The sequence below is a fragment of the Knoellia sp. S7-12 genome (genome assembly GCF_040518285.1).
Lineage (GTDB): Bacteria > Actinomycetota > Actinomycetes > Actinomycetales > Dermatophilaceae > Knoellia.
The window spans coordinates 591,648-616,461 of record NZ_CP155449.1; the positions used below are offsets into that span (position 1 = coordinate 591,648).

General features: G+C 68.5%; 22 protein-coding genes and 1 tRNA gene. 17 read left to right on the top strand and 6 right to left on the bottom strand.

Annotated features, from left to right (window positions below; translation table 11 throughout):
* Positions 1-648 (bottom strand): ATP-binding cassette domain-containing protein, encoded by a 648-nt coding sequence (locus V6K52_RS02860; protein WP_353952397.1) that lies wholly within the window; start codon positions 646-648, stop codon positions 1-3.
* 93 nt (positions 649-741) lie between these two features.
* On the opposite strand from V6K52_RS02860, the gene V6K52_RS02865 reads away from it, so the two are divergent.
* The 10 genes from V6K52_RS02865 to V6K52_RS02910 all read left to right on the top strand — a co-directional run bounded on the left by V6K52_RS02865 (position 742) and on the right by V6K52_RS02910 (position 12,835).
* Positions 742-3,108 (top strand): DNA polymerase III subunit gamma and tau, encoded by a 2,367-nt coding sequence (locus tag V6K52_RS02865; RefSeq protein WP_353952398.1) that lies wholly within the window; start codon positions 742-744, stop codon positions 3,106-3,108.
* Positions 3,105-3,782, top strand: coding sequence for a lysophospholipid acyltransferase family protein (locus V6K52_RS02870; RefSeq protein WP_353952399.1), 678 nt, complete (start codon positions 3,105-3,107; stop codon positions 3,780-3,782). Before V6K52_RS02865 ends, V6K52_RS02870 begins: the two co-directional genes overlap by 4 nt.
* Positions 3,783-3,935: 153 nt before the next feature.
* Positions 3,936-4,535 carry a recombination mediator RecR gene (gene recR / locus V6K52_RS02875; protein ID WP_353952400.1) on the top strand — a complete coding sequence of 200 codons (600 nt, stop codon included), beginning with the start codon at positions 3,936-3,938 and terminating at the stop codon, positions 4,533-4,535.
* The gene (locus tag V6K52_RS02880) at positions 4,528-5,139 is read left to right on the top strand and encodes a DUF5063 domain-containing protein (RefSeq protein WP_353952401.1); all 612 of its coding nucleotides are present in this window, start codon (positions 4,528-4,530) and stop codon (positions 5,137-5,139) included. Before recR ends, V6K52_RS02880 begins: the two co-directional genes overlap by 8 nt.
* Before the next feature lie 75 nt (positions 5,140-5,214).
* A complete protein-coding gene (locus V6K52_RS02885; protein ID WP_353952402.1) occupies positions 5,215-6,600 on the top strand; it encodes a pyridine nucleotide-disulfide oxidoreductase in 1,386 nt (461 codons plus the stop codon).
* A 200-nt stretch (positions 6,601-6,800) separates the two neighbouring features.
* The gene (locus tag V6K52_RS02890; RefSeq protein WP_353952403.1) at positions 6,801-8,075 is read left to right on the top strand and encodes an aspartate kinase; all 1,275 of its coding nucleotides are present in this window, start codon (positions 6,801-6,803) and stop codon (positions 8,073-8,075) included.
* A 27-nt stretch (positions 8,076-8,102) separates the two neighbouring features.
* Entirely contained in the window at positions 8,103-9,173 is a 1,071-nt protein-coding gene (locus tag V6K52_RS02895; RefSeq protein WP_353952404.1) for an aspartate-semialdehyde dehydrogenase, read from the top strand.
* A 300-nt stretch (positions 9,174-9,473) separates the two neighbouring features.
* Entirely contained in the window at positions 9,474-10,466 is a 993-nt protein-coding gene (locus V6K52_RS02900; protein WP_353952405.1) for a LytR C-terminal domain-containing protein, read from the top strand.
* 97 nt (positions 10,467-10,563) lie between these two features.
* Positions 10,564-11,763 (top strand): pyrophosphate--fructose-6-phosphate 1-phosphotransferase, encoded by a 1,200-nt coding sequence (locus V6K52_RS02905; RefSeq protein ID WP_353952406.1) that lies wholly within the window; start codon positions 10,564-10,566, stop codon positions 11,761-11,763.
* A 91-nt stretch (positions 11,764-11,854) separates the two neighbouring features.
* Positions 11,855-12,835, top strand: a complete 981-nt coding sequence (locus V6K52_RS02910; protein WP_353952407.1) for a hypothetical protein — start codon at positions 11,855-11,857, stop codon at positions 12,833-12,835.
* 4 nt (positions 12,836-12,839) lie between these two features.
* On the opposite strand, the gene V6K52_RS02915 is transcribed toward V6K52_RS02910, so the two are convergent.
* Both V6K52_RS02915 and V6K52_RS02920 read right to left on the bottom strand, forming a co-directional pair.
* Positions 12,840-13,607 carry a sulfite exporter TauE/SafE family protein gene (locus tag V6K52_RS02915; RefSeq protein ID WP_353952408.1) on the bottom strand — a complete coding sequence of 256 codons (768 nt, stop codon included), beginning with the start codon at positions 13,605-13,607 and terminating at the stop codon, positions 12,840-12,842.
* 6 nt (positions 13,608-13,613) lie between these two features.
* A complete protein-coding gene (locus tag V6K52_RS02920) occupies positions 13,614-14,192 on the bottom strand; it encodes a GntR family transcriptional regulator (protein ID WP_353952409.1) in 579 nt (192 codons plus the stop codon).
* A 197-nt stretch (positions 14,193-14,389) separates the two neighbouring features.
* Here V6K52_RS02920 and V6K52_RS02925 point away from each other — a divergent pair, with 197 nt between their 5' ends.
* Genes V6K52_RS02925 through V6K52_RS02935 form a run of 3 tightly spaced genes read left to right on the top strand, consistent with a single transcriptional unit; the run spans position 14,390 to position 18,449 of the window.
* Complete coding sequence (locus tag V6K52_RS02925; protein ID WP_353952410.1) at positions 14,390-15,751, top strand: SLC13 family permease; 1,362 nt, start codon at positions 14,390-14,392, stop codon at positions 15,749-15,751.
* Positions 15,742-16,938, top strand: a complete 1,197-nt coding sequence (locus V6K52_RS02930; RefSeq protein WP_353953703.1) for a CoA transferase — start codon at positions 15,742-15,744, stop codon at positions 16,936-16,938. Before V6K52_RS02925 ends, V6K52_RS02930 begins: the two co-directional genes overlap by 10 nt.
* Entirely contained in the window at positions 16,935-18,449 is a 1,515-nt protein-coding gene (locus V6K52_RS02935) for a carboxyl transferase domain-containing protein (protein ID WP_353952411.1), read from the top strand. The genes V6K52_RS02930 and V6K52_RS02935 overlap by 4 nt, the downstream gene beginning before the upstream one ends.
* Before the next feature lie 54 nt (positions 18,450-18,503).
* Here the strand turns inward: V6K52_RS02935 and V6K52_RS02940 are convergent.
* Positions 18,504-18,580, bottom strand: a tRNA-Pro gene (locus V6K52_RS02940).
* 95 nt (positions 18,581-18,675) lie between these two features.
* Between V6K52_RS02940 and V6K52_RS02945 the strand changes: the two genes are divergently transcribed.
* Positions 18,676-19,704, top strand: coding sequence for a hypothetical protein (locus tag V6K52_RS02945; RefSeq protein ID WP_353952412.1), 1,029 nt, complete (start codon positions 18,676-18,678; stop codon positions 19,702-19,704).
* Here the strand turns inward: V6K52_RS02945 and V6K52_RS02950 are convergent.
* A complete protein-coding gene (locus tag V6K52_RS02950; RefSeq protein WP_353952413.1) occupies positions 19,685-20,629 on the bottom strand; it encodes a metallophosphoesterase in 945 nt (314 codons plus the stop codon). The two genes, V6K52_RS02945 and V6K52_RS02950, sit on opposite strands and share 20 nt — an antisense overlap.
* Before the next feature lie 42 nt (positions 20,630-20,671).
* Between V6K52_RS02950 and V6K52_RS02955 the strand changes: the two genes are divergently transcribed.
* Positions 20,672-21,133: a GatB/YqeY domain-containing protein gene (locus tag V6K52_RS02955; protein ID WP_353952414.1), complete on the top strand. Its 462-nt coding sequence runs from the start codon at positions 20,672-20,674 to the stop codon at positions 21,131-21,133.
* 73 nt (positions 21,134-21,206) lie between these two features.
* On the opposite strand, the gene V6K52_RS02960 is transcribed toward V6K52_RS02955, so the two are convergent.
* Entirely contained in the window at positions 21,207-23,672 is a 2,466-nt protein-coding gene (locus tag V6K52_RS02960; protein WP_353952415.1) for a penicillin-binding protein, read from the bottom strand.
* A 209-nt stretch (positions 23,673-23,881) separates the two neighbouring features.
* Here V6K52_RS02960 and V6K52_RS02965 point away from each other — a divergent pair, with 209 nt between their 5' ends.
* Both V6K52_RS02965 and V6K52_RS02970 read left to right on the top strand, forming a co-directional pair.
* Positions 23,882-24,184: a WhiB family transcriptional regulator gene (locus tag V6K52_RS02965; RefSeq protein WP_353952416.1), complete on the top strand. Its 303-nt coding sequence runs from the start codon at positions 23,882-23,884 to the stop codon at positions 24,182-24,184.
* 164 nt (positions 24,185-24,348) lie between these two features.
* A complete protein-coding gene (locus tag V6K52_RS02970; RefSeq protein WP_353952417.1) occupies positions 24,349-24,813 on the top strand; it encodes a hypothetical protein in 465 nt (154 codons plus the stop codon).
* The last annotated feature ends 1 nt before the right edge of the window (position 24,814 follow it).

A 24,814-nucleotide genomic window follows, 5' to 3' on the forward strand; every position in this document is an offset into this window, starting at 1 on the left:
TCAGCCTTCGGCGGCGACGAGGTCGACGACCTGATCGGCGGCCTGCCCGGTGACCCGCTCGGTGATGACCGGGTCGTGGCAGGCGAGAACGACGGTCGTGCCCGCGTCGCGGCGGGCGGCGAGCAGGTCGGCGACGAGGACGCGCTTGCTCGTGTCGAGTCGCTGCTCCGGTTCGTCGAGGACGAGCACCTCGCACGGTCGGAAGAGCGTGAGCGCCAACCGGAAGAGCTGGGTCTGACCAGACGACAGCTCGTGCGGGAACCGCCCGCCGAGCTCACCGATCCCCAGGTCCGACAGCGCCGCTGCCACCCGCTCGTCGGTGGTGTCCGCATCCCCGGCCCACGTCGCATCGAGCAGCACGAGGTGGTCGCGCAGGGTGAGGTCGCGATAGGTCGCTGGCGCTCCCACGAGGGCGGCGACGGCGGCTCGGACAGCAGGGTCACGCTCGTCGGCGGCCACGTCCCCGATGAAGGCCTGGCCCGTCGTCGCCGGCAGCATCCCCATGAGGATGCGGAGCAAGGTGGTCTTGCCGGAGCCGTTGGGGCCGCGCAGCACCAGGCACGAGCCAGTGGGGGCGGTGACCGAGACGGGCGCGAGGAGCGTCGCCGGGCCGATCACCTTCGACACGTCTGCGGCTCGGACATCCATGAAGGGCACGCTAGCGACCCACCCGGTCACCCCGTCCACAGGCCGGTGAACGCGGCATACCGGCTGTCGTTCACGGCGACTAGGTTGGGGGCCGTGAGCACCGCCCTGTATCGCCGCTACCGCCCCGAGACGTTCGTCGACGTCATCGGGCAGGAGCACGTGACCGAGCCGCTCATGCAGGCACTGCGCACCGAGCGCGTCAACCACGCCTATCTCTTCAGCGGGCCGCGTGGTTGTGGCAAGACGACGAGCGCCCGCATCCTCGCGCGCTGCCTCAACTGCGAGCAGGGCCCGACACCGATCCCGTGCGGTGAGTGCGACTCGTGCGTGGCCCTGGCCCGCGGCGGCGCCGGCACCGTTGACGTCATCGAGATCGACGCAGCCAGCCACGGTGGTGTCGACGACGCGCGTGACCTGCGCGAACGCGCCAGCTATGGGCCGGCGCAGAGCCGCTACAAGATCTACATCATCGACGAGGCGCACATGGTGACGCCGCAGGGCTTCAACGCGCTGCTCAAGATCGTCGAGGAGCCGCCCGAGCACGTGAAGTTCATCTTTGCGACGACCGAGCCCGAAAAGGTCATCGGCACGATCCGGTCGCGCACCCACCACTACCCCTTCCGGTTGGTGCCCCCGGGGCAGCTCACCGAATACATGGAGAAGCTCTGCGTCTCCGAGAAGGTCGCAGTGGCGCCGGGTGTCCTGTCGTTCGTCGTGCGCGCCGGTGGCGGGTCCGTGCGTGACTCGCTGTCCGTGCTCGACCAGCTCATCGCCGGGTCTGGGCCCGAGGGGCTCACCTATGAGTCGGCGGCATCGCTCCTGGGTTTCACCGACAGCGAGCTGCTCGACGCCGCGATCGACGCGTTCGCCGCAGGTGATGGTGCTGGCGCGTTCTCGTCGATCGAGCGGGTCATCGAGACCGGGCTCGACCCGCGCCGCTACATCGAGGACCTGCTGGAGCGGCTGCGTGACCTCATCGTCGTTGCGGCTGTGCCCGATGGCGCCTCGGCCGTGCTGCGTGCCCTCCCGCCGGACCAGCTCGAGCGGATGCGCCAGCAGGCGGCTGCGTTCGGCCCCGGCGCGCTCTCGCGGGCGGCCGACATCGTCAACGCCGGACTCTCCGAGATGACCGGCGCCACCGCACCTCGCCTCCAGCTCGAGCTCATCGCCGCGCGCCTTCTCCTGCCGGCTGCCGCCGGAGAAGCGGGGTATGCCGCCCGCCTCGATCGGCTCGAACGTCGCCTCGACGTCGGCGGAGTCCCGACCGGAGCGGCTGCGTCGCCGCCGTCCGCTCCGGTGCGCCAGCAGAGCCAGCCCACTCAGTCGAGCCAGCCGGCGCAGCAGGCTCCGCCCGTCCAACAGGCTCCCCCGGCGCCGCAGCAGCGGCCGGTCGAGCAGTCGCAGCCCGTCGCACCTGCGGTGCAACCGTCGAGCCAGCCCGACCGCCAACCGCCGCAGCACACGGCGCCCGCTTCCGCTCCCGCCTCTGTCGTTCCCGCATCTGTCGTTCCCGCGCGACCGGTCGACGAGCCTCCTGAGTTGGACGAGCCGGAGTTCATCGAGCCCGAGCAGCCGTCCCGAGACTCTCAGCGAGCGCCGGAGACACAGCAGTCCGCTCCTCAGGCTCCCGTCTTCCAGGCGCCCCCTCAGCAGCAGTCGCCGTCACCGCAGCAGCAGCAGGCCCCGGTCGACACCCCGCCTCCGTCGATCGCCCCCGCGCGGAGCGGAGGCCTCGACACGGCTGCGATCCGGCGGTCATGGCCCGACGTCCTCGCCAAGGTCTTCGAGCTCCGGCGCACGACCTGGACCTTCGTGTCCGAGCACGCCCAGGTCATTGACTACGACGGTGAGCGCCTGCTTCTGGGCATCTCGACCACCGGTCTGGCCAACACGTTCCGTCGCGGTCCGCACGCGACCTACGTCCAGCAGGCCCTCATCGACGTCCTCGGCATCGACACCCGCGTCGAGGGCGTGCCAGCCGACGGTTCCGCGCCGGCCGGCGGTGTCCCCGGGGTGGCGACGATCGACCCCAGCCGACCCGACCCCGTCCCCGCGCCCCGGCAGGAGCAGGCCCGCCCCGCGCAGACCCAGCAGTCAGCTCAGGAGCGTGCCGTTGCCAACGGTGCGGCAGCGCAAGGTGAGTCGGACCGCGCAGGTGAGCCGGCGGCATACACGCCGAGTCAGCCGCCCACGACGCAAGCCGAGTGGGGGAGCGGACCTGCCGGCAGCGCGACCGCGCCCGACTGGGCCAGCGCATCCGGCAACGCTGACGCGGCGGTCAGCCCCTTCGCCCGTGCCAAGGAAGCCGTGGCGTCCGAGCCCGACCCCGACGAGCCCCCCGTGGCCGACGACTCGGCGCGCAGGGACGACGACGAAGACATCGAAGGCCTCGGGGAGGTTGGTGTCCCCGTGATCGAGCGCGTCCTCGGTGGGACAGTCATTCACGAAGAGGACGCATGAACACCTACTACTGGGTGGGTCGCACCGCCATGATGTCGCTCTCCCACGCGATCTGGCGGCCCACGATTCTCGGCAAGGCCAACGTCCCCAAGGAGGGTGGCGTCCTCCTCGCGAGCAACCACCTGTCCTTCATCGACAGCTTCGCCATCCCCGTCGCTGCGCCGCGCAAGGTGTCGTTCCTTGCGAAGCACGAATACTTCACGGGGACTGGCCTGCGCGGTCGGTTCGTGCGTGGCTTCATGGAGGCTGGCGACGCCATCCCCGTCGACCGTGACAGTTCCCGGGGCGCCCAGGACTCTCTCGACCTCGCGCTCCAGGTGTTGCGCGACGGCAAGGCGTTCGGCATCTATCCCGAGGGCACGCGCTCGCGCGACGGTCGGCTCTATCGCGGCAAGACGGGCGTCGCGTTCCTGTCCCTCACGGCTGGGGTGCCGGTGGTGCCGGTCGGCCTCATCGGGACCGACAAGGTCCAACCGGCCGACAAGCGTGGGTTGCACTACGCCGACGTCACCATCGCGTTCGGGACGCCGATCCTGCCTTCGGCGTATGCCGGCCTGCCCGCCGGTCGCGCTCGCCGCCAGCTCACCGACGACGTCATGGACGCGATCGCTGCCCTCACCGGACAAGAGCGCGCTGACGGCTACAACGAGCGCCCCACCACCCACGAACTCTGAGCCGTCGGACCCGCGCCCCAACTTTTGCTCCCCATGAGGGAATCGGGTGGGACCGGAGGGCGAATAACCCTCCGGACCCACCAGGTTTCCTCCGGATGCCATCCCTCCCGCGCGGCGGGCGCCAGTGACGGTCGGGTGGCCTAGGCTCATGGTGTGTACGAAGGCGCTGTGCAGGACCTCATCGACGAACTCGGACGACTCCCGGGCGTCGGTCCCAAGAGCGCGCAGCGGATCGCCTTCCACCTGCTCACCCAGGACGCGGTCGACGTCCAGCGACTCGTCGACGCCCTGACCCAGGTCAAGGTCAAGGTGCGCTTCTGCGTGACCTGCTTCAACATCGCCGAGTCCGAGCAGTGCCGCATCTGCGCTGACCCCCGCCGCGACCTGACCAAGATCTGTGTCGTCGAGGAGCCCAAGGACGTCGTCGCCATCGAGCGCACCCGCGAGTTCCGAGGTCGCTACCACGTGCTGGGTGGTGCGATCAGCCCCATCGACGGCATCGGCCCCGACGACCTGACCTTCCGTGAGCTGATGACCCGCCTCGCGAGCTCTGAGGTCACCGAGATCATCATCGCGACCGACCCCAACCTCGAAGGGGAGGCGACGGCGAGCTATCTCGCGCGCTTCCTCAAGGGCATGGAGATCCGGGTCACCCGCCTCGCCTCCGGTCTGCCCGTGGGAGGCGACCTTGAGTACGCCGATGAGGTCACCCTCGGCCGCGCCTTCGAAGGACGGAGACTGCTCGATGCCTGACCAGGTCACGCCCGAAACAGCTGCCGCCTCGGGAGCCGCCGACCCCGAACTTCTCTCGGACCTGCGCGCACTCGCGGCCGACTCGGCCGCCGAGGCCCGGACCTACTTGGCCACCGTCAGTGACATCGCTTCCGGTGCCAATCCCGCGGCAGCACTCCCGCTCGGACTGCTGGCCCTGTCGCAGGTGCTGGTGATGGGGGCCCGTCTCGGCGCGATCGAGGACATCGTGCCGGAGGACCGGTTCGAGGTGGACCCGGGCCCGGACGTCGAGCTCGACCCGTTGCGTGAGAACCTCAGCAACCTCCTCGAGGGCCTCGATGACTACGCGGATGTCGTTGACCCCGTCACGGAGCCCCAGCTCACGACCGGTTCGCTGTCCAACGACCTGACCGTCGTCGCGTCGGCCCTCGCCCACGGCCTGCGTCACCACGAGGAGGGCCGCATCCTCGAAGCCCTCTGGTGGTGGCAGTTCAGCTATCTCTCCGACTGGGGCGAGCGGGCCGCCAGTGCCCTGCGGGTTCTCCAGGCGCTGCTCGCGCACATCCGTCTCGATGCCGACGCCGATGCCGTCGCCGAGGCAGAGTTCGACGCCCTCCACCCATAGGCGAAGGGGCAGGTGGTCAGTGGGCCACCCGTCATGGATGTGGACGCTGCGCCCCCGAAGTGCCACCGTTGACCCATGACGCGGACCCTCGAAGCCGACTACCTGGTGGTGGGTGCGGGCGCCATGGGGATGGCGTTCTGTGATGCGGTCATCGACCACTCCGACGCGCGCATGGTGCTGGTCGACCGACGCCACGGCGTGGGAGGTCACTGGCTTGAGGCGTACCCCTTCGTCCGGCTCCACCAGTCGTCTGCGTTCTACGGTGTTGCGTCGACGCTGCTCGGGGGCGGCAAACTGCAGGAGAGTGGACCCGAGGCAGGGCTCCAGGAGCGCGCGACCCAGTCCGAGATCACTGCCTACTACGCACGGGCGCTGGACCGGATGGTGCAGTCGGGGCGCCTCGAGTTCTTCCCGAACAGCGACCACGTCGGCGACCGCACTGTCGTGTCGCGCATCTCGGGCGACCGCTTCGAGGTCCCCGCGTCGTGCCGGATCGTCAATGCTCACTATCTGGCGCCCAGCATCCCAGCTGAGAAGCCGGCGCCGTTCGACGTCGGCGACGGCGCTCGAGTGCTGCCCGTCAACGACCTCGCTCGTCTGGACGAGGCGCCGAGTGAGTATGTCGTCGTCGGTTCGGGCAAGACCGCGACCGACGCGTGCATCTGGTTGCTGGCGCGAGGCGTCGACCCGGACACCATCTGCTGGGTTCGGCCCCGCGAGCCGTGGATGTTCAACCGGGCACGCGTCCAGCCGGACCCGGCGATTTTCATCGACCTCGCCGCCGACATCATGCAGGCGGCCGCGTCAGCGAGAACGGTCGAGGACCTGTTCCTTCGCATGGAGGACGCCGACGTGATGATGCGGATCGATCGCTCCCTTGCGCCGACGATGGCCAAGGCACCCACCCTGGCGAAGTGGGAGCTCGATCAGCTGCGAACCCTGGAGAACGTCGTGCGCCGCGGGCACATCGAGGCCGCTGAACGGGGCCGACTGCGATTCGCCGACGGGTCCGTCGGCGTGGCAGACGACGCGATCGTGGTGCACTGCGCGGCGGACGGACTGAAGTATCCCCCTCTCGTCCCGGTGTGGCGGCCCGACGTCATCACGCTGCAACCGATCAGGTCCGGCTTCCCCGCCTTCGGAGCGGCGATCATCGGCTACGTCGAGGCGACCCGGCCGCACGACGACGAGAAGAACAGGCTCTGCCCGCCGTCGAACTACGGCAACTCGATGACCGACTGGGCGCGCATGGTCTTTCGCGGCACGCGCGCGACCATGTCCTTCTCGGCGGAGCCTGACATCAAGGCGTGGGCGGACGGCGTGGCCCTCAACCCGTCGCGTGTCCCCGCGGGCTATCCAGCGTCTCCCGTGCTGGACGACGCCCGCGAGCGCCTCGCGACCCACACACCGTCGGGGATGTCGCGCCTCGCGGAACTGGGCGCGCCCACGGACATGCAGTAGCGCCTGCAGTAGTCGTCGGCACGGCGCACCCCGAGCACACGGACGTGCCCAACCGACGGGCACTGCATGTCCATTGGCCCGCAGCAAGGCCGAGGTGGGCGACCGGCATACGGGCGTGAGTTCGACAACTCAACCCCGTCGTTAGACTCGCTGGCGACCGCTCAACCGACCCCGCGACCTCACCGCATGGGAGTGCAGACGTGCCCATCGTCGTCCAGAAGTACGGCGGCTCCTCGCTCGCCGATGCCGAGAGCATCAAGAGGGTTGCGCGACGCATCGCCGAGACCAGGAAGGCCGGCAACGACGTGGTCGTCGCCGTGTCCGCGATGGGTGACTCCACCGACGAACTCGTCGACCTCGCCCAGGACGTCAGTCCGGTCCCGGCGCCGCGCGAGCTCGACATGCTGATGACCGCCGGCGAGCGGATCAGCATGGCGCTCGTTGCGATGGCGATCCACGACCTCGGCATCAGCGCCCGCTCGTTCACCGGCAGCCAGGCCGGTGTCATCACCGATGAGGCCCACGGCAAGGCCAAGATCATCGATGTCACGCCGGGCCGCATCACCGAGGCCCTCGGCAAGGGCCACGTCGTCATCGTCGCCGGCTTCCAGGGCGTCAGCCAGAGCACCAAGGAGATCACCACCCTCGGTCGCGGCGGCACCGACACGACCGCCGTCGCGCTCGCGGCCGCGCTCGAGGCGGACGTCTGCGAGATCTACACCGACGTCGACGGGGTCTTCACCGCCGACCCGCGCATCGTCCCCAAGGCCCGCAAGATCAACCGGATCTCGGCCGAGGAGATGCTCGAGCTCGCAGCCAGCGGCTCCAAGGTCCTGCACCTGCGCAGCGTCGAGTACGCCCGGCGCTACGACATTCCCATCCACGTCCGGTCCTCCTTCACCCCGAAGGAAGGCACCATCGTCAGTGACCAGCCCGGTCCCGAAGGAGAAGCTGTGGAAGCCCCGATCATTGCCGGCGTCGCACACGACCTCAGCGAAGCCAAGATCACCGTGGTCGGCGTCCCCGACACGACCGGCAAGGCCGCGCAGATCTTCCACGCTGTCGCCAACGCCGAGATCAACCTCGACATGATCGTCCAGAACGTCTCGGCGACCGACACGGGCCTCACCGACATCTCGTTCACCCTGCCCAAGACCGACGGGCAGACCGCGATGGAGGCGCTCAAGGCGATCCAGGAGCAGGTCGGGTTCACCGGCCTGCAGTACGACGACCAGGTTGGCAAGCTCTCCCTCGTCGGGGCCGGCATGCGTTCCAACCCCGGCGTCTCCGCGACCTTCTTCCGGGCCCTGGCCGACGCCGACGTCAACATCGAGATGATTTCGACGTCCGAGATCAGGATCTCGGTCATCACCCGCAGTGAGCTCCTCGAAGAGGCCGTCCGGGCGGTGCACTCCGCCTTCGGACTCGACTCCGAGGACGGTGAAGCGGTCGTCTATGCCGGCACTGGCCGCTGACAGTTGACGCACAGGGGGGATGACCGTATGACCGTTGTGACACCACCCGCGCCGACGCTCGCCATCGTCGGCGCCACCGGGGCCGTGGGCACCGTCGTGCTCGACGTGCTGCCCATGCGGCGCCACATCTGGGGGCAGGTGCGCCTTGCCGCTGCGGTCGAGGACGTCGGTTCCGTATGCCGTGTGGCCGGCGAAGACCTCACCGTCGAGGCCCTGACGCCGGAGTTCTTCGACGGCGTCGATGTCGCTGTCGTCGACATCCCACCAGAGCTCTCGGCCAAGTGGGCCGCGATCGCTGTCGAACGCGGTGTCATCGTCATCGACAACAGTCCGACGTTCCGTCGCGACCCTGACGTGCCGCTCGTCGTCCCCGAAATCAATCCGGAGGCAGTGAACGACCGGCCCAAGGGCGTCATCGCCAACCCCGGCGCCACGGTGATGACGATGATCGACGTCCTCGCCGTGCTGCACGAGAGGTGGCAACTCACCGAACTCGTCGTCACGAGTTTCCAGGCGGCATCGGGGCTCGGGCGGGCCGGCATGAGTCGGCTTCATGACGAGATTGCCGTCGTCGCTGGGGACCGCGAGCTCGGGATGCGCCCGGGTGACGTGCGTCGGGCGATCGACCACGAGCTCGGCCCGAGCATGTTTGGCGGTCCGCTGGCCCTCAACGTTCTCCCGTTCGCGGGTTCGCACGTGGGTGACGGGTGGAGCTCGGAGGAGTCCAAGATCCGTCAGGAGACCCGCAAGATCCTCGACATGCCCGACCTCAAGGTGTCGGCGACCTGTGTGCGGGTGCCGGTCGTGTCCACGCACTCGGTGTCGGTCCATGCGACGTTCGCAAAGTCGATCACCGTGGCCAAGGCACGGCAGGCCCTCGTCGAGGCACCGGCGGTCGTGGTCATGGACGATCCGGACCACGGCGAGTTCCCCACCCCGGTCGACATCGTGGGTGCCGACCCGCGTTTCGTCGGTCGGATGCGTCAGGCCATCGACTTCCCGCGCACCCTTGACCTGTTCGTCTGCGGTGACAACCTGCGCAAGGGGGCGGCCCTCAACATGCTGCAGACCGCCGAGCTCGTCGCCGCCACCCTCTGACCCACCACTTGTGCGACTGATTGCCCGTTCGGCCAGTTCGTCGCTGCGCTCCTCAGTGGCCGAACGGGCAATAAGTCGGTGTGGGTGGGCTGCGTGACACCGACGTGACCTCGTGGCCAACCGCAGTCCATGTGCGTCTGTCACCGTGCGCAGCAGATGGGGCGGCAGTGTTCGGGTCAGCGACGATCTCGATCTGGTGACGGTCTTCGGCGTGTTACTAGTGTGACGGGTGTGACTCATGGTGCAATTCCCTCAGCGGTTGTGGGACCGCTGTCGCAGGTCGAGCCTTGAGGAGGCGTGGTGTTCAGGAAGCAGGGATCAGAGCCCGAGCGTTCGCCTCTGCCGGTGCGCGCCGTCTCCGCGGCAAGTGACCTCGCTCGCCGCAGTGTCGGCATGACGCGCGACACCGTGCACAAGGAGCTCCTCGAGCGGGCCAAGTCCCAAGAGGCGATGAGCGACGAGCAGATCTGGCGCCGCTACCAGTTCCGCCATCTCGCAGCGTTCGTCACCATCCCGGCCCTGCTGCTCGGCACGGCCAGCATCGCGACGGCCTATGGCACAGGCCTCCTGACCAGTGACCCGAAGCCGGCGGCCTGCGAACCCGTCGTCGTCCTCGCCCCCGCGCCCGGGTCCTTCAAGGTCAAGGTCCTCAACTCCTCCGGTGTGAACGGCGCGGGTCAGGTGGTGGGTCGTGACCTGTCCCGCCGTGGCTTCGTCGTCGGCGATGTCTCCACTGCTCCGCGCGGGCTCTATGTCAAGGCCCCGGCGCGGATCTATCACGGCAAGGCGGGCCTCGACCAAGCCCTGCTGGTCGCTCAGACGATCGCTGGTTCCGAGCTCGAGTACGACGGCCGCGCAGGCACGGGCGTCGCGCTGGTCATCGGTGCCGACTTCACGACGATGCTTCCGGCCCCGCCGCCCAAGCCACCGGAGCAGAAGTCCTACACGGTCAACGTCTACAACGCGACGTGGCGGGCGGGCCTGGCCAAGACCGCACTCAGCGAGCTCACCGCGCGTGGCTTCTCACCGGGCAAGCAGGGCAATGACCCGGACAAGTCGTTCCTGCCCAACGACGTTGCGGTCATCCGTCACGGGCCCGAGGCCGACCTTGCGGCCGAGCAGGTCGCTCGTCACATCAAGGGCGCTGTCCTCAGTGAGGTCCCGCGCGACAACATGATCATCGACGTCGTCATCGGCAACAAGTTCGAGACCGTGACGCCGTTGGCGCAGATGCCCAAGAAACAGGTGACCCGCAAGGACCCGCCACACACGGTGTCCCGCCCCTGCAAGTGATCTCGGGCGTCCACCTGTCGGTCGCGTCCTGCCTGTGTCCCCGGTCACACTGAGAGACTGAGCCCAGTTCGTCACCCGTGATCGAGGAGAGCAGTCCATGCCCGTCCAGACCGTTGCCCTGTTGACCGCTGGCGGGCTCGCCCCTTGCCTCTCGTCGGCGGTGGGTGGACTCATCGAGCGCTACACCGAGGTCGCTCCGGACGTGCGGATCATCAGTTATCAGAACGGGTATGCCGGTCTGCTCACCGGCCGCTCGGTGGAGGTCACCCCCGAAGTCCGTGAGGGCGCGGCCCTGCTCCACCGCTTCGGTGGCTCGCCGATCGGCAACAGCCGGGTCAAGCTCACCAACGTCGCCGACTGCGTGAAGCGCGGACTCGTCCAGGAGGGGCAGGACCCCCTGCAGGTCGCGGCCGAGCAACTCACGGCTGACGGCGTCGACGTGCTCCACACCATCGGTGGCGACGACACCAACACCACGGCTGCCGATCTCGCGGCCTACCTCGCGGAGCACGACTACCCGCTCACGGTGGTGGGGCTCCCCAAGACCATCGACAACGACATCATCCCGATCCGGCAGTCGCTCGGTGCCTGGACCGCGGCCGAGCAGGGCGCGATCTTTGCCCGCAACGTCCTCGCCGAGCACTCGTCCAACCCGCGGATGCTGATCATCCACGAGGTCATGGGGCGTCACTGCGGCTGGCTGACCGCCGAGACCGCCCGCCGTCACCACGCGTGGGTCAGCGAGCAGCAGTGGCTGCCCGGTGTGGGGCTCGACGCCCGCCGTTGGGACGTCCATGCGGTCTTCGTCCCTGAGGTGCCGATCGACCTCACCGCCGAGAGCGATCGCCTCAAGGCGGTCATGGACCAGATCGGCTGCGTCAACATCTTCCTGTCCGAGGGTGCCGGAGTGGCCGAGGTCGTCGCGGAGCTCGAGGCGGCTGGACTCGAGGTTCCCGTCGACCCGTTCGGCCACGTGCAGCTCGACAAGGTCAACCCCGGCGCCTGGTTCGGCAAGCAGTTCGCCGCCCTGCTCGGCGCCGAGAAGGTCATGGTCCAGAAGTCCGGCTACTTCTCGCGCTCGGCCGCGGCAGGCGACGAGGACCTCGCCCTGATCCGAGAATGCACGGAGTATGCCGTCGACGCAGCCCTACGGGGCGAGTCCGGTCTCGTGGGTGAGGACGAAGAGCGCGGCAACGAGCTGCGCGCCGTCGAGTTCCCGCGGGTCGCCGGAGGCAAACAGTTCGACATCACCGCCCCGTGGTTCACCGAGCTGCGCACCTCGATCGGCCACGCCTGAGCGCAAGGCGCGCACACGGCATACGCCGCGTGTATCTGTGCGGGTCGTGACGGCTCCTCTCTAGTGACACCGTCACGAAAGGGAGCCCGCCATGCATGACTCGACCCAGAGCGCTGCAGCCATCGCCACGATCACGCCGCCCCGGGTGCGGGCGAGCGCAGCGGTGCGGACCTATCGCTATCTGAGGCTGAGTCTCGTCGGCCTCGTGCTGCTGCTCCTCGGCTGTGTGTGGCTCGAGCGGATCGGCGGCCTCGAGGCCAACCAGCATCTCGGCTCGATCAGCGCGTACTACTACACGCCCGCGCGCAGTGTCTTCGTTGGCGCGCTCGTCGCAGTCGGCATGAGCCTCGCGGCCATTGTCGGTCGGCGAGGTTTCGAGGACTCGGCGCTCAACATCGCGGGGATGCTCGCGCCCATCGTCGCGTTCGTCCCGACACCGAGAGGTGCTGGGGGAGCGCCCTGCGACCCGGAGGGGCGCTGCTCGGTGCCGCCGGAGTTCGTCCCGTCCGTGGTCAACAACGTGTGGGGCCTGATCGGGTTGGGGCTCGCGGCTCTCGGTCTGGGGGCGGTCACGATCATCCGCCGCCCCGAGACGTCGCGAGCGACCAAGATCGGGTTCGCCATCGCCACCCTCACGTGGGTGGCGTTCGTGGCGTGGTTCGTGTTCGGTCGGGAGTCGTTCCTTGGTGGTGCCCACTTCGGTGCGGCTGTTCCGCTCTTCGGGCTCATCACCGGTGTCGCCTATGTCAACGCGCGCCGCGCATCGGCGCGACGTGAGGGCATCCCGACTCGCGAGGCCAAGGCCTACGCCACGATCTATGGGGCGGTCGCTGTGGTGATGGCCGTGACCTTCGCGGTGGCCATCGTGTTCGTGGTCGTCGACCAGTTCCTCGGTGGTGGCACGCCGACCGAGTGGGTGCTCTGGGTCGAGGTGGTCCTGCTCGTCGCCTTTGCGACCTTCTGGATCACGCAGACCTTTGACTACTGGACCGACGGGCTCCCCGAGGAGGCCGCGACCACGCCGGCGCTCGCTGCGACCACGCGGGCGCCCGCTGCCTCCGGGAGGGTCTGAAGCGTCACGACCAGAGGTAGGCGGCGGCAGCGATGCCCGCCGCCACGATGAGGCCGCGCAACACGGACTCGGGCAGGTGGCGACCGAGATGCGAACCCACGTAGCCACCGACGACAGACCCGGCCGCCAGCGCGAGGATCGCCTGCCAGTCGACCGGGGCGATGACCACGAACACGACGGTCGCGACGAGGTTGGCCACCATGACGGCAAACGTCTTGAGCGCGTTGAGGATCCGGAACTCCAACGAGGTGCCGAGGCCGAGGACGGCGAGCATCATCACGCCGGAGCCAGCCCCGAAGTAGCCGCCGTAGACCCCGGTCACGGTCGCCATGACGCGCGTGAGGGGCGACACCCTGGACAGGTCGTCGTGACCGCCGGGGGAGGCGTTGCGAGAGCGGGCCCACGCCTTGAGTCGGGGTTGGATGCCCACGAGCAGACAGGTGCCGAGGATGAGCCACGGCACGATCAGCTCAAAGACTGTGCTCGGGAGCCCGAGCAGGAGAGCCGACCCGGCCACGGCCCCGAGCGCCGAGGTCACCATCACCACCCGGGTCACCGTCGGGTGCTCACGCAGTTCGCGCCGGTAGCCGTAGGAGCCGCTCACTCCGGCGGGGGCCATGCCGATTGTGTTCGAGGTGTTGGCGACGACGGGTGGGAGGCCGATCGCAAGGAGGACCGGGAAGCTGACGAGCGAGGCGACGCCGACGGTCGAGGTGAGGATGCCCGCGACGAACCCGGCCGCGAGGACAAGGGCGGCGTCCGAAGGATCCACGCGACCTCAGCCGCCCAGGACGGCTCGCACAGCACCCGGGACGTCATCGACCCGACCGCGTCGAACCGCCTCGGCCAGGGCGCGCACCTGGGTCGGGTGTGATCCCGCGCCACCCAGCTGGCGAGCCCGATCGGCGAGTGCGGTGTCGACCCGGGCGAGCAACGACTCCGCGTCGGTGAGCCGCAGGACGCACTCCCACACGTCGTCGAGCTCGCGGTGACCCCCGTCGTCGGCGAGGAGCGCGGAGCGCAGGGCGCTGTCCGGGTGGATGGCGGCCAGGGTCGCCAACTCGGTCATGGTCGTGAGTCGGGTGGCGAGCAGCTCGTGGAGCGGGACGTCGTCGAGCGGGGGCAGCGCCACCCGGGTCTGCGGATCGCGCACGACTGCGCCGTCCCCATGGCGCACCTCGAGGCGACCCCTGACCTCCAGAGCAACCAGTGCACGGCTCAGCGTGGCTCGGCTCACGCCGAGGTCCTTGGCCAGGCGCCGCTCAGGAGGCAGGCGGTCGCCGGGGACGAGACCTTGCGCATCGATGAAGTCAGCGATGTGGTCGGCCAGCTGCTCGTAGAGGCGCGGGCGTAACAACTTCCGTGGCGCGCCGGCGTCCGCGCCGCCACCTTCGCTGGTGCTCGGCCCGGTCGGGGCGGACCTGCTCACCAGAGATCCGGGAGGCGCGTGGCTGAGGTCATGGGGCCCAATCTATTGACAAGATGGTCCGTTGGCCAAGAGGCTAGGCCACTGAACCACCGAGGCGCTGGGCCTCGATGAGCAAAGGAGCTCACATGAACGACGTCATCGCCCTCGGGGTCCTGGTCCTCGTCTTCTTGATCGCCACGGTGCGGTCGATCAACATGGGCGCCCTGGCGCTCGTGGCCGCAGCCGTCGTGGGCGTCACCGTCTTCGATGTGGGCCCGGCCGAAGTTGTCGGCGGCTTCCCCGCCAACTTGTTCGTCATCCTCGTGGGTGTCACCTACTTGTTTGCCCTCGCCAAGAACAACGGCACGGTCGACTGGATGGTCCACGCGAGCGTGCGCGCCGTGCGAGGACGAGTGGCGCTCGTGCCGTGGGCGATGTTCGGCATCTGTGCCGTCATCGCCGGCATCGGGGCCGCCACCCCAGCGACGGTCGCCATCGTCGCTCCTGTCGGCATGGGCTTTGCTGCCCGCTATCGCATCAGCCCGGTCCTCATGGGCATGGCGATCACGCTCGGCGCGACCGGCGGCTCGTTCTCGCCGATCGGGATCTTCGGTGCGATCACCAACGGCGTCGTCGACGACAACGACCTCCCCGGAAACCCCGCCCTGCTCTTCTCGATGTCGGTCCTCTCCTGCTTCGTCATCACCGCTGTGGCCTTCGTCCTGTTCGGCGGGCGCGAGCTGATCAACCGCGGTCGGGACGCCGACGCCGAGAGCGAGATCAGCGAGACCGCGGTCTCTGCCAGCCGCACAGCTACCCGTTCCGCCGTGACCGGGACCCCCGACGCGGCCGTCGAGCGGGCACGCGCGGGTGGCGTCGACACCGAGCAGGTGGAGGATGACGACACCCGACTCAACGCCGAGCGCATCCTCACTCTCGTGGGCCTCGCGTTCCTCGCGATCTCGGCGCTCCTGCTGAAGTTCGATGTCGGATTCACGGCGCTCGGCGTCGCGGTCGTCCTCACCCTGATCTATCCCGACTCGGCCAAGGGTGCCGTCGACAAGATCGCCTGGGGGACTGTCCTGCTCGTCGGCGGCATCGTCACCTACGTCACCCTCCTTCAGGACCAGGGCACGGTCGATTGGCTCGGGACCCAGGTCGCTGGCGTGGGCGCTCCCCTCCTCGCGGCCCTGCTCATCTGCCTCATCGGCGCGGTCGTGTCCGCCTTCGCCTCGACGACGGGCATCCTGGGTGCCCTCATCCCGCTCGCGGTGCCGTTCCTGCTCACCGGGCAGATCGGGGCTGTCGGCGTCGTCATCGCGCTTGCCATCTCCTCGTCCGTCGTCGACATCAGCCCGTTCTCGACGAACGGCGCCCTGTGTGTCGCCAACGCGGAGCCCCGCGAGCGCGACCTCGTGTTCCGCCAGCTCATGCGCTGGGGCATGAGCCTCGTCATCGTCGCGCCGCTCGTGACCTGGGGCCTGCTCGTTGCTCCGGGCTGGCTGTGAGCGCCGGGCCGCTCAGCGGCACCCTTGTCGTCGACCTCAGCCGCGCACTCGCCGGACCTCACGCAGGCATGATGCTCGGCGACCTCGGAGCCCGCGTCATCAAGGTGGAGTCACCCGGGCATGGCGATGACACACGTGGCTGGGGTCCGCCCTTTGTCGACCGCGAGGGACGACCGGCCACCCCCGCCGACGGGGTGTCGACCTACTTCCTGTCGTGCAATCGCAACAAGGAGTCGATCGCCCTCGACCTGAAGTCCGACGAGGGCGCGGAAGTGCTCACCGCCCTGGTCGAGCGGGCCGACGTCCTCGTGGAGAACTTCCGCACCGGTGTTCTCGACCGCCTCGGCTTCTCCGCCGAGCGTCTTCTCGAGTTGAACCCGCGGCTCGTCGTCCTCAGCATCACCGGGTTCGGTCACGACGGCCCCGAGGGTGGTCGAGCAGGTTATGACCAGATCGCCCAGGGGGAGGCCGGTCTCATGTCGGTCACTGGCTCCCGTCCTGAGGATCCGCAGCGGGTCGGCGTGCCCATCGCTGATCTCCTCGCGGGGATGTGGGGTGGCTACGGCGTGCTCGCTGCCCTCCTCGAACGCGAGCGCACCGGTCGCGGTCAGGTGGTCCGCACGTCCCTGCTCGCGGGTGTCGTCGGCATCCACGCCTTCCAGGGCACCCGGCAGACCGTCGCCGGTGAGACGGGGCGGGCACAGGGCAACCACCACCCGTCGATCTCGCCCTACGGCCTGTTCCGGTGCCGCGACGGGGCCGTGCAGATAGCCGTGGGCAGCGAGGGCCTCTGGCGTCGTTTCTGTGACGCCTTCGACCTGGACGCCGACACCCCGGGCATGACGACCAACCCCGAGCGGGCAGGGAACCGCGAGCCGGTGATCGAGCTCGTGGAGCGCGCCTTCGCACCCTTCGACGGTGCCGACCTCCTCGAGAAGCTCGCTGCCGCAGGCATTCCCGCCGGGAAGGTGCGCACCCTGGACGAGGTCTATGAGTGGGACCAGGTGCGCTCGCAGGGCCTGCTCATCGAGGTCGACCACGCGTCCCTGGGTCCCGTCACCCTCCCCGGCCCACCGTTGCGGTTCTTCGACGAAGCGGGCGCCGAGACGACGATGTCATCGCACTCTGCCCCTCCGCTCCTCGACGCGGACCGTGACTCGGTCCTCGCCTGGCTGGATCAGTCATGACCCCACGCCTGTCAGCGCACGAACTGCTCTCGCTCGTCCTCGACACTGGTTCGTTCCAGTCGTGGGACGAGGCTCCGGTCGACGTCGAACCCGATGCAGCGTATGCCGCGGCGCTCGCGGGTGCCCGTGAGAAGTCTGGCGTCGACGAGGCCATCGTCACGGGCGAAGGTTTGCTGCGTGGTCGTCGAGTCGCCGTCGTCATGGGCGAGTTCGCGTTCCTGGCGGGCAGCATCGGCGTCGCCACGGCTGACCGGCTCGCGCAGGCCATCCGGCGCGCCACCGAGCAGGGCCTGCCGCTCCTTGCGGGCCCTGCCAGCGGCGGCACCCGGATGCAGGAAGGCACTGTCGCCTTCCTCCAGATGGTGCGGATCACCGCAGCCATCACTGCCCACAAAGCAGCAGGTCTCCCGTACCTCGTCTACCTGCGCAACCCCACGACGGGCGGGGTCCTCGCGTCGTGGGGATCGCCCGGCCATGTCACCGTCGCCGAGCCAGGGGCCCTCATCGGCTTCCTCGGCCCGCGCGTCTACGAGGCGCTGTACGGCCGGCCCTTCCCCGAGGGAGTCCAGGTTGCTGAGAACCTCTTCGCCCACGGCATCGTTGACGCAGTGCTCGAACCCGAGCGGGTGGCCGACGTCCTCGATCGCGCCCTCACCGTCCTCGCAGCACCTCGGACACCGACCATCCCGGCGCTGCCGCCGGGACTCGAGGAGCTCGTGCGAGACGTCCCCGCGTGGGAGTCGGTGACGACGTCGCGACGCAAGGAACGGCCCGGCATACGCCGTCTGTTGCGTTATGCCGCGCATGATGTCCTGCCGCTCAACGGAACTGGTGCGGGGGAGTCCGACCCTGGCCTGTTGCTCGCCCTCGCGCGCTTCGGTGAGGTGCCGTGCGTGGTCCTCGGACAGGACCGCCGAGGTCAGACCGAGCACCGACCCATGGGCCCGGCCGCGCTACGCGAGGCGCGGCGAGGAATGCGTCTCGCGAGCGAACTACGTCTCCCACTCGTCACGGTGATCGACACCCCTGGTGCGGCGCTCTCGCGCGAGGCCGAGGAGGGCGGCATGGCCGGTGAGATCGCGCGCTGCCTCGCCGAACTCGTCGACCTCGAGGCGCCCACCCTGTCGGTCCTGCTCGGCCAGGGAACCGGCGGAGGGGCGCTGGCGCTGGTGCCGGCGGACCGCACGGTGGCTGCTCAGCACGGATGGCTCTCTCCGCTGCCGCCCGAGGGTGCGTCGGCCATCGTCCACCGCGACACGGACCATGCTCCGGAGATGGCACAGGCCCAGGGCGTGCGCTCACTCGACCTGCAGACCCACGGGCTCGTCGACCGCATCGTGCCCGAACTGCCGGACGCCGCCGACGAGCCCGAGGAGTTCTGCCGCCGACTCGGTGCGGTCCTCCAGCACGAGCTCGCGACCCTGTTGGGGGCCGACCCCGCAGCCAGACACGAGGCTCGCCTCGAGCGGTTTGCGCGGCTCGGACAACTGTCGGTGTCGGCGCCGTCCTGACGAGAACGACAAAGCCCTCGGCCAGCATCTCTGCTGGTCGAGGGCCTTGTCATGTGGTCGGGGTGACAGGATTTGAACCTGCGACCTCTTCGTCCCGAACGAAGCGCGCTACCAAGCTGCGCCACACCCCGTGGCTGTCGCCGCCCTCGCAGGCAGCGACACCAGAGGATAGCCGACGGCGACCCACCTCCCGAAATCCGTTCCGCAAACAGGGCAGGCTGTCCCCATGGCAACGAGTTCGATCACCCGGCGGCGTGCGCTGTCACCCGTCGCGACAACCCTGACCGCGGCCCTGGTCGTGGCTCTCCTTGGTGGCTGTTCGTTCCCCGAACCGGACGAGGCCGAGGTGGTCAGGGTCATCAGCGAGCTACCCGGCGTGACCGCGGTCGACGCGTCCTACGACCCACCGAGCCTGGGTCACTCCAGCGACGGCAGCCTGGGAGTGACCGTCGCGACGTCGCCGGACCCGAATCAGATGGAGGACCTCGTGCAACGGCTGCAGAGCCAGCTGGCCAAGGTGCCCGATGCTGACGGCTATCGGTCGTTCACGCTCTCCGCTCCTGGGGTGGATCCTCGCACCTCGGCTCCCGCGCCCTCGACCTTCACCTTCCTCAGGGGCCCGGTCCCGCCCGGCCTCGCCAAGGATTGGGCCACCGCACTCGCCTCGTCGCCACCGTCGGCCATCGGCGTTCGGGCCCCCTCGAAGGACCAGCCCGCCGCAGCGTCCCTCTCTGCCCCCGTTTCCGTCTCCTCGTCCCTCGCCTGGGTGCTCGCCAGTAGCCTCCGGACCCTGCCCTGGACGGTGGGCCAGCTGAGTGCCGAAGACCGTCCCTATGTCCGGTTCGCCCCTGGGTCACCGGTCAGCGCACAGATGGTCCAGGACTGGAAGGGGATCGAGGCGAAGTTCGGGGAGGTGCCGGGTCGCTATGACGCAGAGCCAATGGTCCGCTTCGTCATCGTCGAGAACGTCGAGCAGGTCCGACGAGTGCGCATCATCTTCCAGCGACCCGACGTCGACGGCTCCCTCCTCGAGGCCACGCATGGGCAGCGCGTGTGGCCCCTCGTCGACGCCATCCACGCGGCCACGCCCGGAGGTGCGGTTCTCGACCTTGACCTGATCCGGTCCGAGGGCGAGGAACCCGGCCCCACACCAAAAACCGACCTGATCGACGGCGGCAAGGGGGCTGCCGACTGGGAAGCCGCCTATCGCCAGCGGTTCCCTGACGCGGTGACGCCTACCGCGACACCAAAGTGAGCAGGGTGGCCTCGGGGCGACACGCGAAGCGCACCGGCGCATAGGGCGAGGTCCCGAGACCGGCAGAGACGTGCAGGTATGCCGCGTCGCTGGGTTGCGTGGGTGCGTCGCCTCCCGCTCCCGGCCACCACCGCGACAGGCCCTTGGCCCGGCCCCGGTCGAGGTCGCAGTTGGTCACGAGGGCGCCATAGAAGGGCAGGGCCAGCTGGCCGCCGTGGGTGTGCCCGGCGAGGATGAGTCCGGCGCCGTCGGCGGTCATGGCATCGAGGACCCGCTGGTAGGGCGCATGGACCAGACCCAGCGTCAGCGCAACGTCAGGGGAAGCGGGAGCTGACACGGCGGCATACCGATCTCGTTCGATGTGGGGGTCGTCGACCCCGACGAGCTCGACGCGGTGCGGCCCGACCGTCACCGTCGTCCGGGCGTTGTCGAGGTCGAGCCAGCCGCCATCGCGCATGCCGGCGGTGAGGTCGTCGACCGGGAGGTCCGGGCGGGTGACGCGCGGCGCCCGAGCGTGATGGCGGGTGAGGTAGCGGGCAGGGTTCTTGGCGATCGGGGCATAGCGGTCGTTGGAGCCCAGGACGAACGCACCAGGGAAGTCCATGAGCGGCTCCATGGCGCGCAGCAAGGGTCCCACAGCGTCGACGTGCGCCAGGTTGTCGCCCGAGTTGACCACGAAATCCGGTGAGAGAGAGGCGAGTTCGCGCACCCACTCGATCTTGCGACGCTGATCCGGCATCAGGTGCAGGTCGCTCACCTGGAGCACACGCACGGGCGCCGCGCCCGACGGCAGCACCGGCACCTCGAAGCGGCGCAGCGTGAAGAGATTGCGTTCGACGAGCCCCGCGTAGGCAACCCCTGCGATTCCAGCGGCTGCAACTCCGGCAAGAGTCCGCAGGAGGGCAGTCCCGGTCGTCGATGTCATCGCCCCAGTATCCCGGTTGACGCTGAGTGCGAGACTGGGGCCATGACCGACACGACTCTCAAGGGCACGCTCCGGAGCGACCTCCACGACGCCATGCGCACCAAGGACAAGGTCCGCGCGGGCACGCTGCGGATGACGCTCACCGCGATCACCAACGCCGAGGTGGCCGGGGTCGAGGCCAAGGAACTCACCGACGACGAGGTCCTCAAGGTCATCGCCAAGGAAGCCAAGAAGCGCAAGGAGTCGTCCACGGCATACGTGGATGCGGACCGTCCGGAACTGGCCGCGATCGAGGACGCCGAGCTCGTCATCCTTGAGGCCTACCTGCCCAAGCAGCTCGATGACGCCGAGCTGGAGCGCATCGTGCGCGCCGCTGTCGAGTCGACGGGTGCGACCGGGATGGCGCAGATGGGGCAGGTCATGAAGGCCGCCCAGGGCGAGATCGCCGGTCGCGCTGACGGTGGCCGCGTCGCCGCGATCGTCAAGCAGGTCATCGCCGGCTGACACCCCTGCCGCTGTTGACCAACGACAAGGGCCGGATCAACTCACTGAGAGTCGACCCGGCCCGTCGTCGGTGTCAGCCCCGAGGTTTGGGGGGTGTCGTCGGTTTCGTTGGCTTGGTCGGCTTCGTCGGCGCCTTGGTCGTGGGCTTGGTCGTGGGCGTGATGACGGGGGTCGCGACCTTCTTGGTCGGCTGGGGCACGAACCTCTTGGTCGTCCTCGCCGGAGCCGCGGTGTAGCCGCTCGAGATGAGCAGGGTGATCGTGGATCCCTTCGCGGCCCGCGCGTCGGGACTCGTCCGCGCTACGCGACCGGCGTCGATCGGACTGTCGACCCGGGAGCCGACGTTGACCTTGAACCCGGCATTCTCGAGCATGTCGGTCGCGGTTCTGATGCTGTTGCCAGCCACGTTCGGAACGCTGACGTAGTTGCCGTTGCGCACTGCGGCCGAGGGTGTCGTGAACCTCGCGATGGGCAGGCCGTTGGAAGCGGCCTCCATGATCTCGCCCCAGACGGGAGCCGCGATCGTGCCACCGAAGACCTGGCGGGGGCAGCCGTAGGGGCCGAAGCACTTCCCATTGAGCGTGGTGAAGCGACCGTTGGGCTTGGAAACCACGACGTTGCCGATCCACACGGACACGGAGCGCTGCGGGGTGTAGCCGACGAACCAGGACTGGTTGTGCGCGTTGGTGGTGCCGGTTTTGCCGGCGGCCGGTCGGGAAGGCTGGTCCCAGGATCCCTGGGCGGTGCCGGTGTCGTCCCTCAGGGGGCCCTGAAGCAGTTCGTTCACGCCGTCCGCGATGTCGGCCTTGACGACCTGCTTGCACGCGGCAGCCGGCACCTTGATGGCCTTGCCGTTCGAGGTGGTGATCGAGGCGATGGGCGTCGGCTCGCAGTACTTGCCGCGGGCAGCGAGGGCGGCGTAGGACGCGGCGATCGTCATCGGCGTCACGGTGCCGGCCCCGAGGGAGACGGAGGGGATGGCTTTGTCGATCGGCTTGCCGTTGGCCGCGTGCAGGCCCATGCGGTTCATCGTCTCCCAAACCTTGCAGGCACCCAGATCGATGGTGAGCTGCGCGAACGCGGTGTTGATCGACGCCGTCGTGGCCTTGGCGAGGGACATCTTGCCGCCACTGCGATAGTCGTTCCCGACGGGCCAGCCCTTCGGGCCTGTGCCGCACTCGTCCTTCATCTCTTCGTTGTAGAAGGTGTGCGGGTCGTCAGGCGAGGCGGACGGGGCGTCGATCGTCCCGTCGAGGGGCATGCCCGACTCGAGGGCAGTGACGAGGGCATAGGTCTTGGCAGTCGACCCGAACTGGTAGCCGAACGGGCCGCCGCCATAGCGCTGGTCGACGTTGAGGTTGACCTGGGTCTTGCTGAAGTCGGCCGACTGCGCCATGGCGAGGATCTTGCCGGTGCCGGGCTCGAGGACGGTCGAGGCCGCACCAAGGTTGGCCTTGTTGCCGATCGGCACCGCCTTGGTCAACTCACGTAGCGTCGCGGCCTGGAGCTTGGGGTCGAGCGTGGTCTTGATCGTCAGGCCGCCCTGCTTGATGTTCTTGTCACGCTCGGCCGGGTTCTTGCCCAGGACAGCCATCTGGGGCGAAGACTTGAGGTACTCCATCATGTAGGCGCAGAAGAATGGCTCGTTGGAACGCTGGCAGACACCCTTGGGCGGCTTGCGGTTCTTGAGCATGTCGGCGACCGGAATCTTCTTGGCTGCGGCAACCTCCGCGGCGGTGGCGGATCCCACTGCCTGCATGCGGTCGAGCACGACGTTGCGGCGAGTCTGCGAGTCCTTGGGGTTGAGGACCGGGTTGAACTTGGTCGGCTGCTGGACGACGCCGGCGAGAAGGGCCGCCTGGCCGATGTTCAGCTTGCTGGCGTTGATGCCGAAGTAGTTCTGCGACGCAGCCTCGACGCCATAGGCCTGGTCACCGTAGTAGACGAGGTTGAGATAACCCGTGAGGATCTGCTCCTTGGTGAAGTTGCGCTCGACGTCGAGGGCGTACTTCAACTCCTGGAGCTTGCGGGTGTAGGTCTTCTCGATGGCGGCCGCGGCGCCCTCTTTGTCGTCCTTGCGCAGGGCGTTCTCCTGCAGCGTGATCTTGACGTACTGCTGGGTGAGGGTCGAGGCGCCCTGGACGCTGTTGCTCTGGAGGTTGGCGATCATCGCGCGGCTGAAGCCTCGGACGTCGAGACCGCCGTGCTCATAGAAGCGGGAGTCCTCGATCGCGATCTGCGCCTTCTGCATCCACGGCGAGATCGACTTGAGCGGCACGATGATGCGGTTCTCGTCATAGGGGTTGGCGATGAGCTTGCCGCTGGCGTCGAGGATCTTGGACTGCTGGGCCAGTGGGGAGACCGAGAACTCGCTCGGAAGGTCGTTGAACGCCTTCACGCCGCTCTTGGTGGCGGTGCCACCGACTCCGATTGCGGGGATCGCGAGCCCGGCCATGAGCAGGCCCATGAGCACGCTGAAGGCGACGAGCCCCGTCAACAGACGGAGGACGTGGGGCAAGTTCTGGGCGCGACCTTCCATACCATCAGGGTAACTGGCGAACCCGTGAGGTCGGTCGAGCCGCACCGGGGGCTGGTCTATGCACAACTGGGATGGAGTGTCTAGACTAGTAACTAGTTAGTTTTAACCATATAACTAGTTCTAGATTCGTCATGGTAACTGTTTCACCTAGTGCCTAGTTTTCGGGTAGCGCCAGTCGGGAGGGACGGGCCTTAGCAAAGGGAAATCGCATGACGATCACTTCGGCTCCACTCGCCCAGAGCACGTCCGACTGGTCCACACGCGGCACGTGCGTGGGGACCGACCCGGACGCGCTGTTCGTGCAGGGCAAGGAGCAGCGCACGGCCAAGGTCGTGTGCCGCGAATGCCCTGTTGCCCTCGAATGCCTTTCGGACGCGCTCGACAACCGCACCGAGTTCGGTGTGTGGGGCGGCATGACTGAGCGTGAGCGTCGCGCCCTGCTCCGCCGCCACCCTGGAGTTCGCTCCTGGCGCGAGGTCCTCAGCAAGACCATGGGTCGCCCGCCGGTCTGACAGATCGCGTATGCCGGGTCCTCACCTTTGCGGTGAAGGCCCGGTTTTCGTGTGTCTGGGGGGATTAACAGGAGGTATGCCGTCGGGCTGGGTTTGCCCGATGAGCCGCCGCTCCCGCGGGGGCGTGTCAGCATCGTTCAGTGGGGGCACGACGAACGATGGTCATGGCCGGGGCGGCGACGGCAGCGGTCCTCGGTGTCTCCGGCTGCTCAAGCCAGGAAGAATTGGCGTTCGACCAGGCGCGTGAGCGGGTGAACACGCAGGCAGTGAATGTGCAGGAGTTTCTCGGCGATTGGGCGCGAGCGCGGCCATCCTCAACCACCTCTGCCCAGGTCAGGAGTGCCGTGGAGTACCAGTACGGGACGACCAGCGACAACTGGATGCTGCTCGAAGTACGCGATGCGCCATCGGGGACGGAAGTTGATGTGTCCCTTCGCGCGACTGGCGAGTCCGGGGGCGGCGGCTTTTACGCTCAGCAGTCGCTTCGGACGTGCCTCCGGCTGACTCTCAGGACTGGTCAGGATGGGGGAGTGTCCGCGATGAAACTCACCTGTCCGCCCTTGGGTGAGACGACTTGGGACGGTCGAGTGAACGCGGACGTGGAACTCGATGAGGAGTCCCTACGCTGAC

Bases quoted from the DNA above. Each gene is read 5' to 3' on its own strand.
- V6K52_RS02965 (WP_353952416.1), top strand. From the start codon at position 23,882: ATGACGATCACTTCGGCTCCACTCGCCCAGAGCACGTCCGACTGGTCC.
- V6K52_RS02970 (WP_353952417.1), top strand. From the start codon at position 24,349: ATGGCCGGGGCGGCGACGGCAGCGGTCCTCGGTGTCTCCGGCTGCTCA.
- V6K52_RS02905 (WP_353952406.1), top strand. From the start codon at position 10,564: ATGCCCGTCCAGACCGTTGCCCTGTTGACCGCTGGCGGGCTCGCCCCT.
- V6K52_RS02895 (WP_353952404.1), top strand. From the start codon at position 8,103: ATGACCGTTGTGACACCACCCGCGCCGACGCTCGCCATCGTCGGCGCC.
- V6K52_RS02870 (WP_353952399.1), top strand. From the start codon at position 3,105: ATGAACACCTACTACTGGGTGGGTCGCACCGCCATGATGTCGCTCTCC.
- V6K52_RS02910 (WP_353952407.1), top strand. From the start codon at position 11,855: ATGCATGACTCGACCCAGAGCGCTGCAGCCATCGCCACGATCACGCCG.
- V6K52_RS02860 (WP_353952397.1), bottom strand. From the start codon at position 648: ATGGATGTCCGAGCCGCAGACGTGTCGAAGGTGATCGGCCCGGCGACG.
- V6K52_RS02885 (WP_353952402.1), top strand. From the start codon at position 5,215: ATGACGCGGACCCTCGAAGCCGACTACCTGGTGGTGGGTGCGGGCGCC.
- V6K52_RS02955 (WP_353952414.1), top strand. From the start codon at position 20,672: ATGACCGACACGACTCTCAAGGGCACGCTCCGGAGCGACCTCCACGAC.
- V6K52_RS02950 (WP_353952413.1), bottom strand. From the start codon at position 20,629: ATGACATCGACGACCGGGACTGCCCTCCTGCGGACTCTTGCCGGAGTT.
- V6K52_RS02880 (WP_353952401.1), top strand. From the start codon at position 4,528: ATGCCTGACCAGGTCACGCCCGAAACAGCTGCCGCCTCGGGAGCCGCC.
- V6K52_RS02960 (WP_353952415.1), bottom strand. From the start codon at position 23,672: ATGGAAGGTCGCGCCCAGAACTTGCCCCACGTCCTCCGTCTGTTGACG.
- V6K52_RS02925 (WP_353952410.1), top strand. From the start codon at position 14,390: ATGAACGACGTCATCGCCCTCGGGGTCCTGGTCCTCGTCTTCTTGATC.
- V6K52_RS02945 (WP_353952412.1), top strand. From the start codon at position 18,676: ATGGCAACGAGTTCGATCACCCGGCGGCGTGCGCTGTCACCCGTCGCG.
- V6K52_RS02935 (WP_353952411.1), top strand. From the start codon at position 16,935: ATGACCCCACGCCTGTCAGCGCACGAACTGCTCTCGCTCGTCCTCGAC.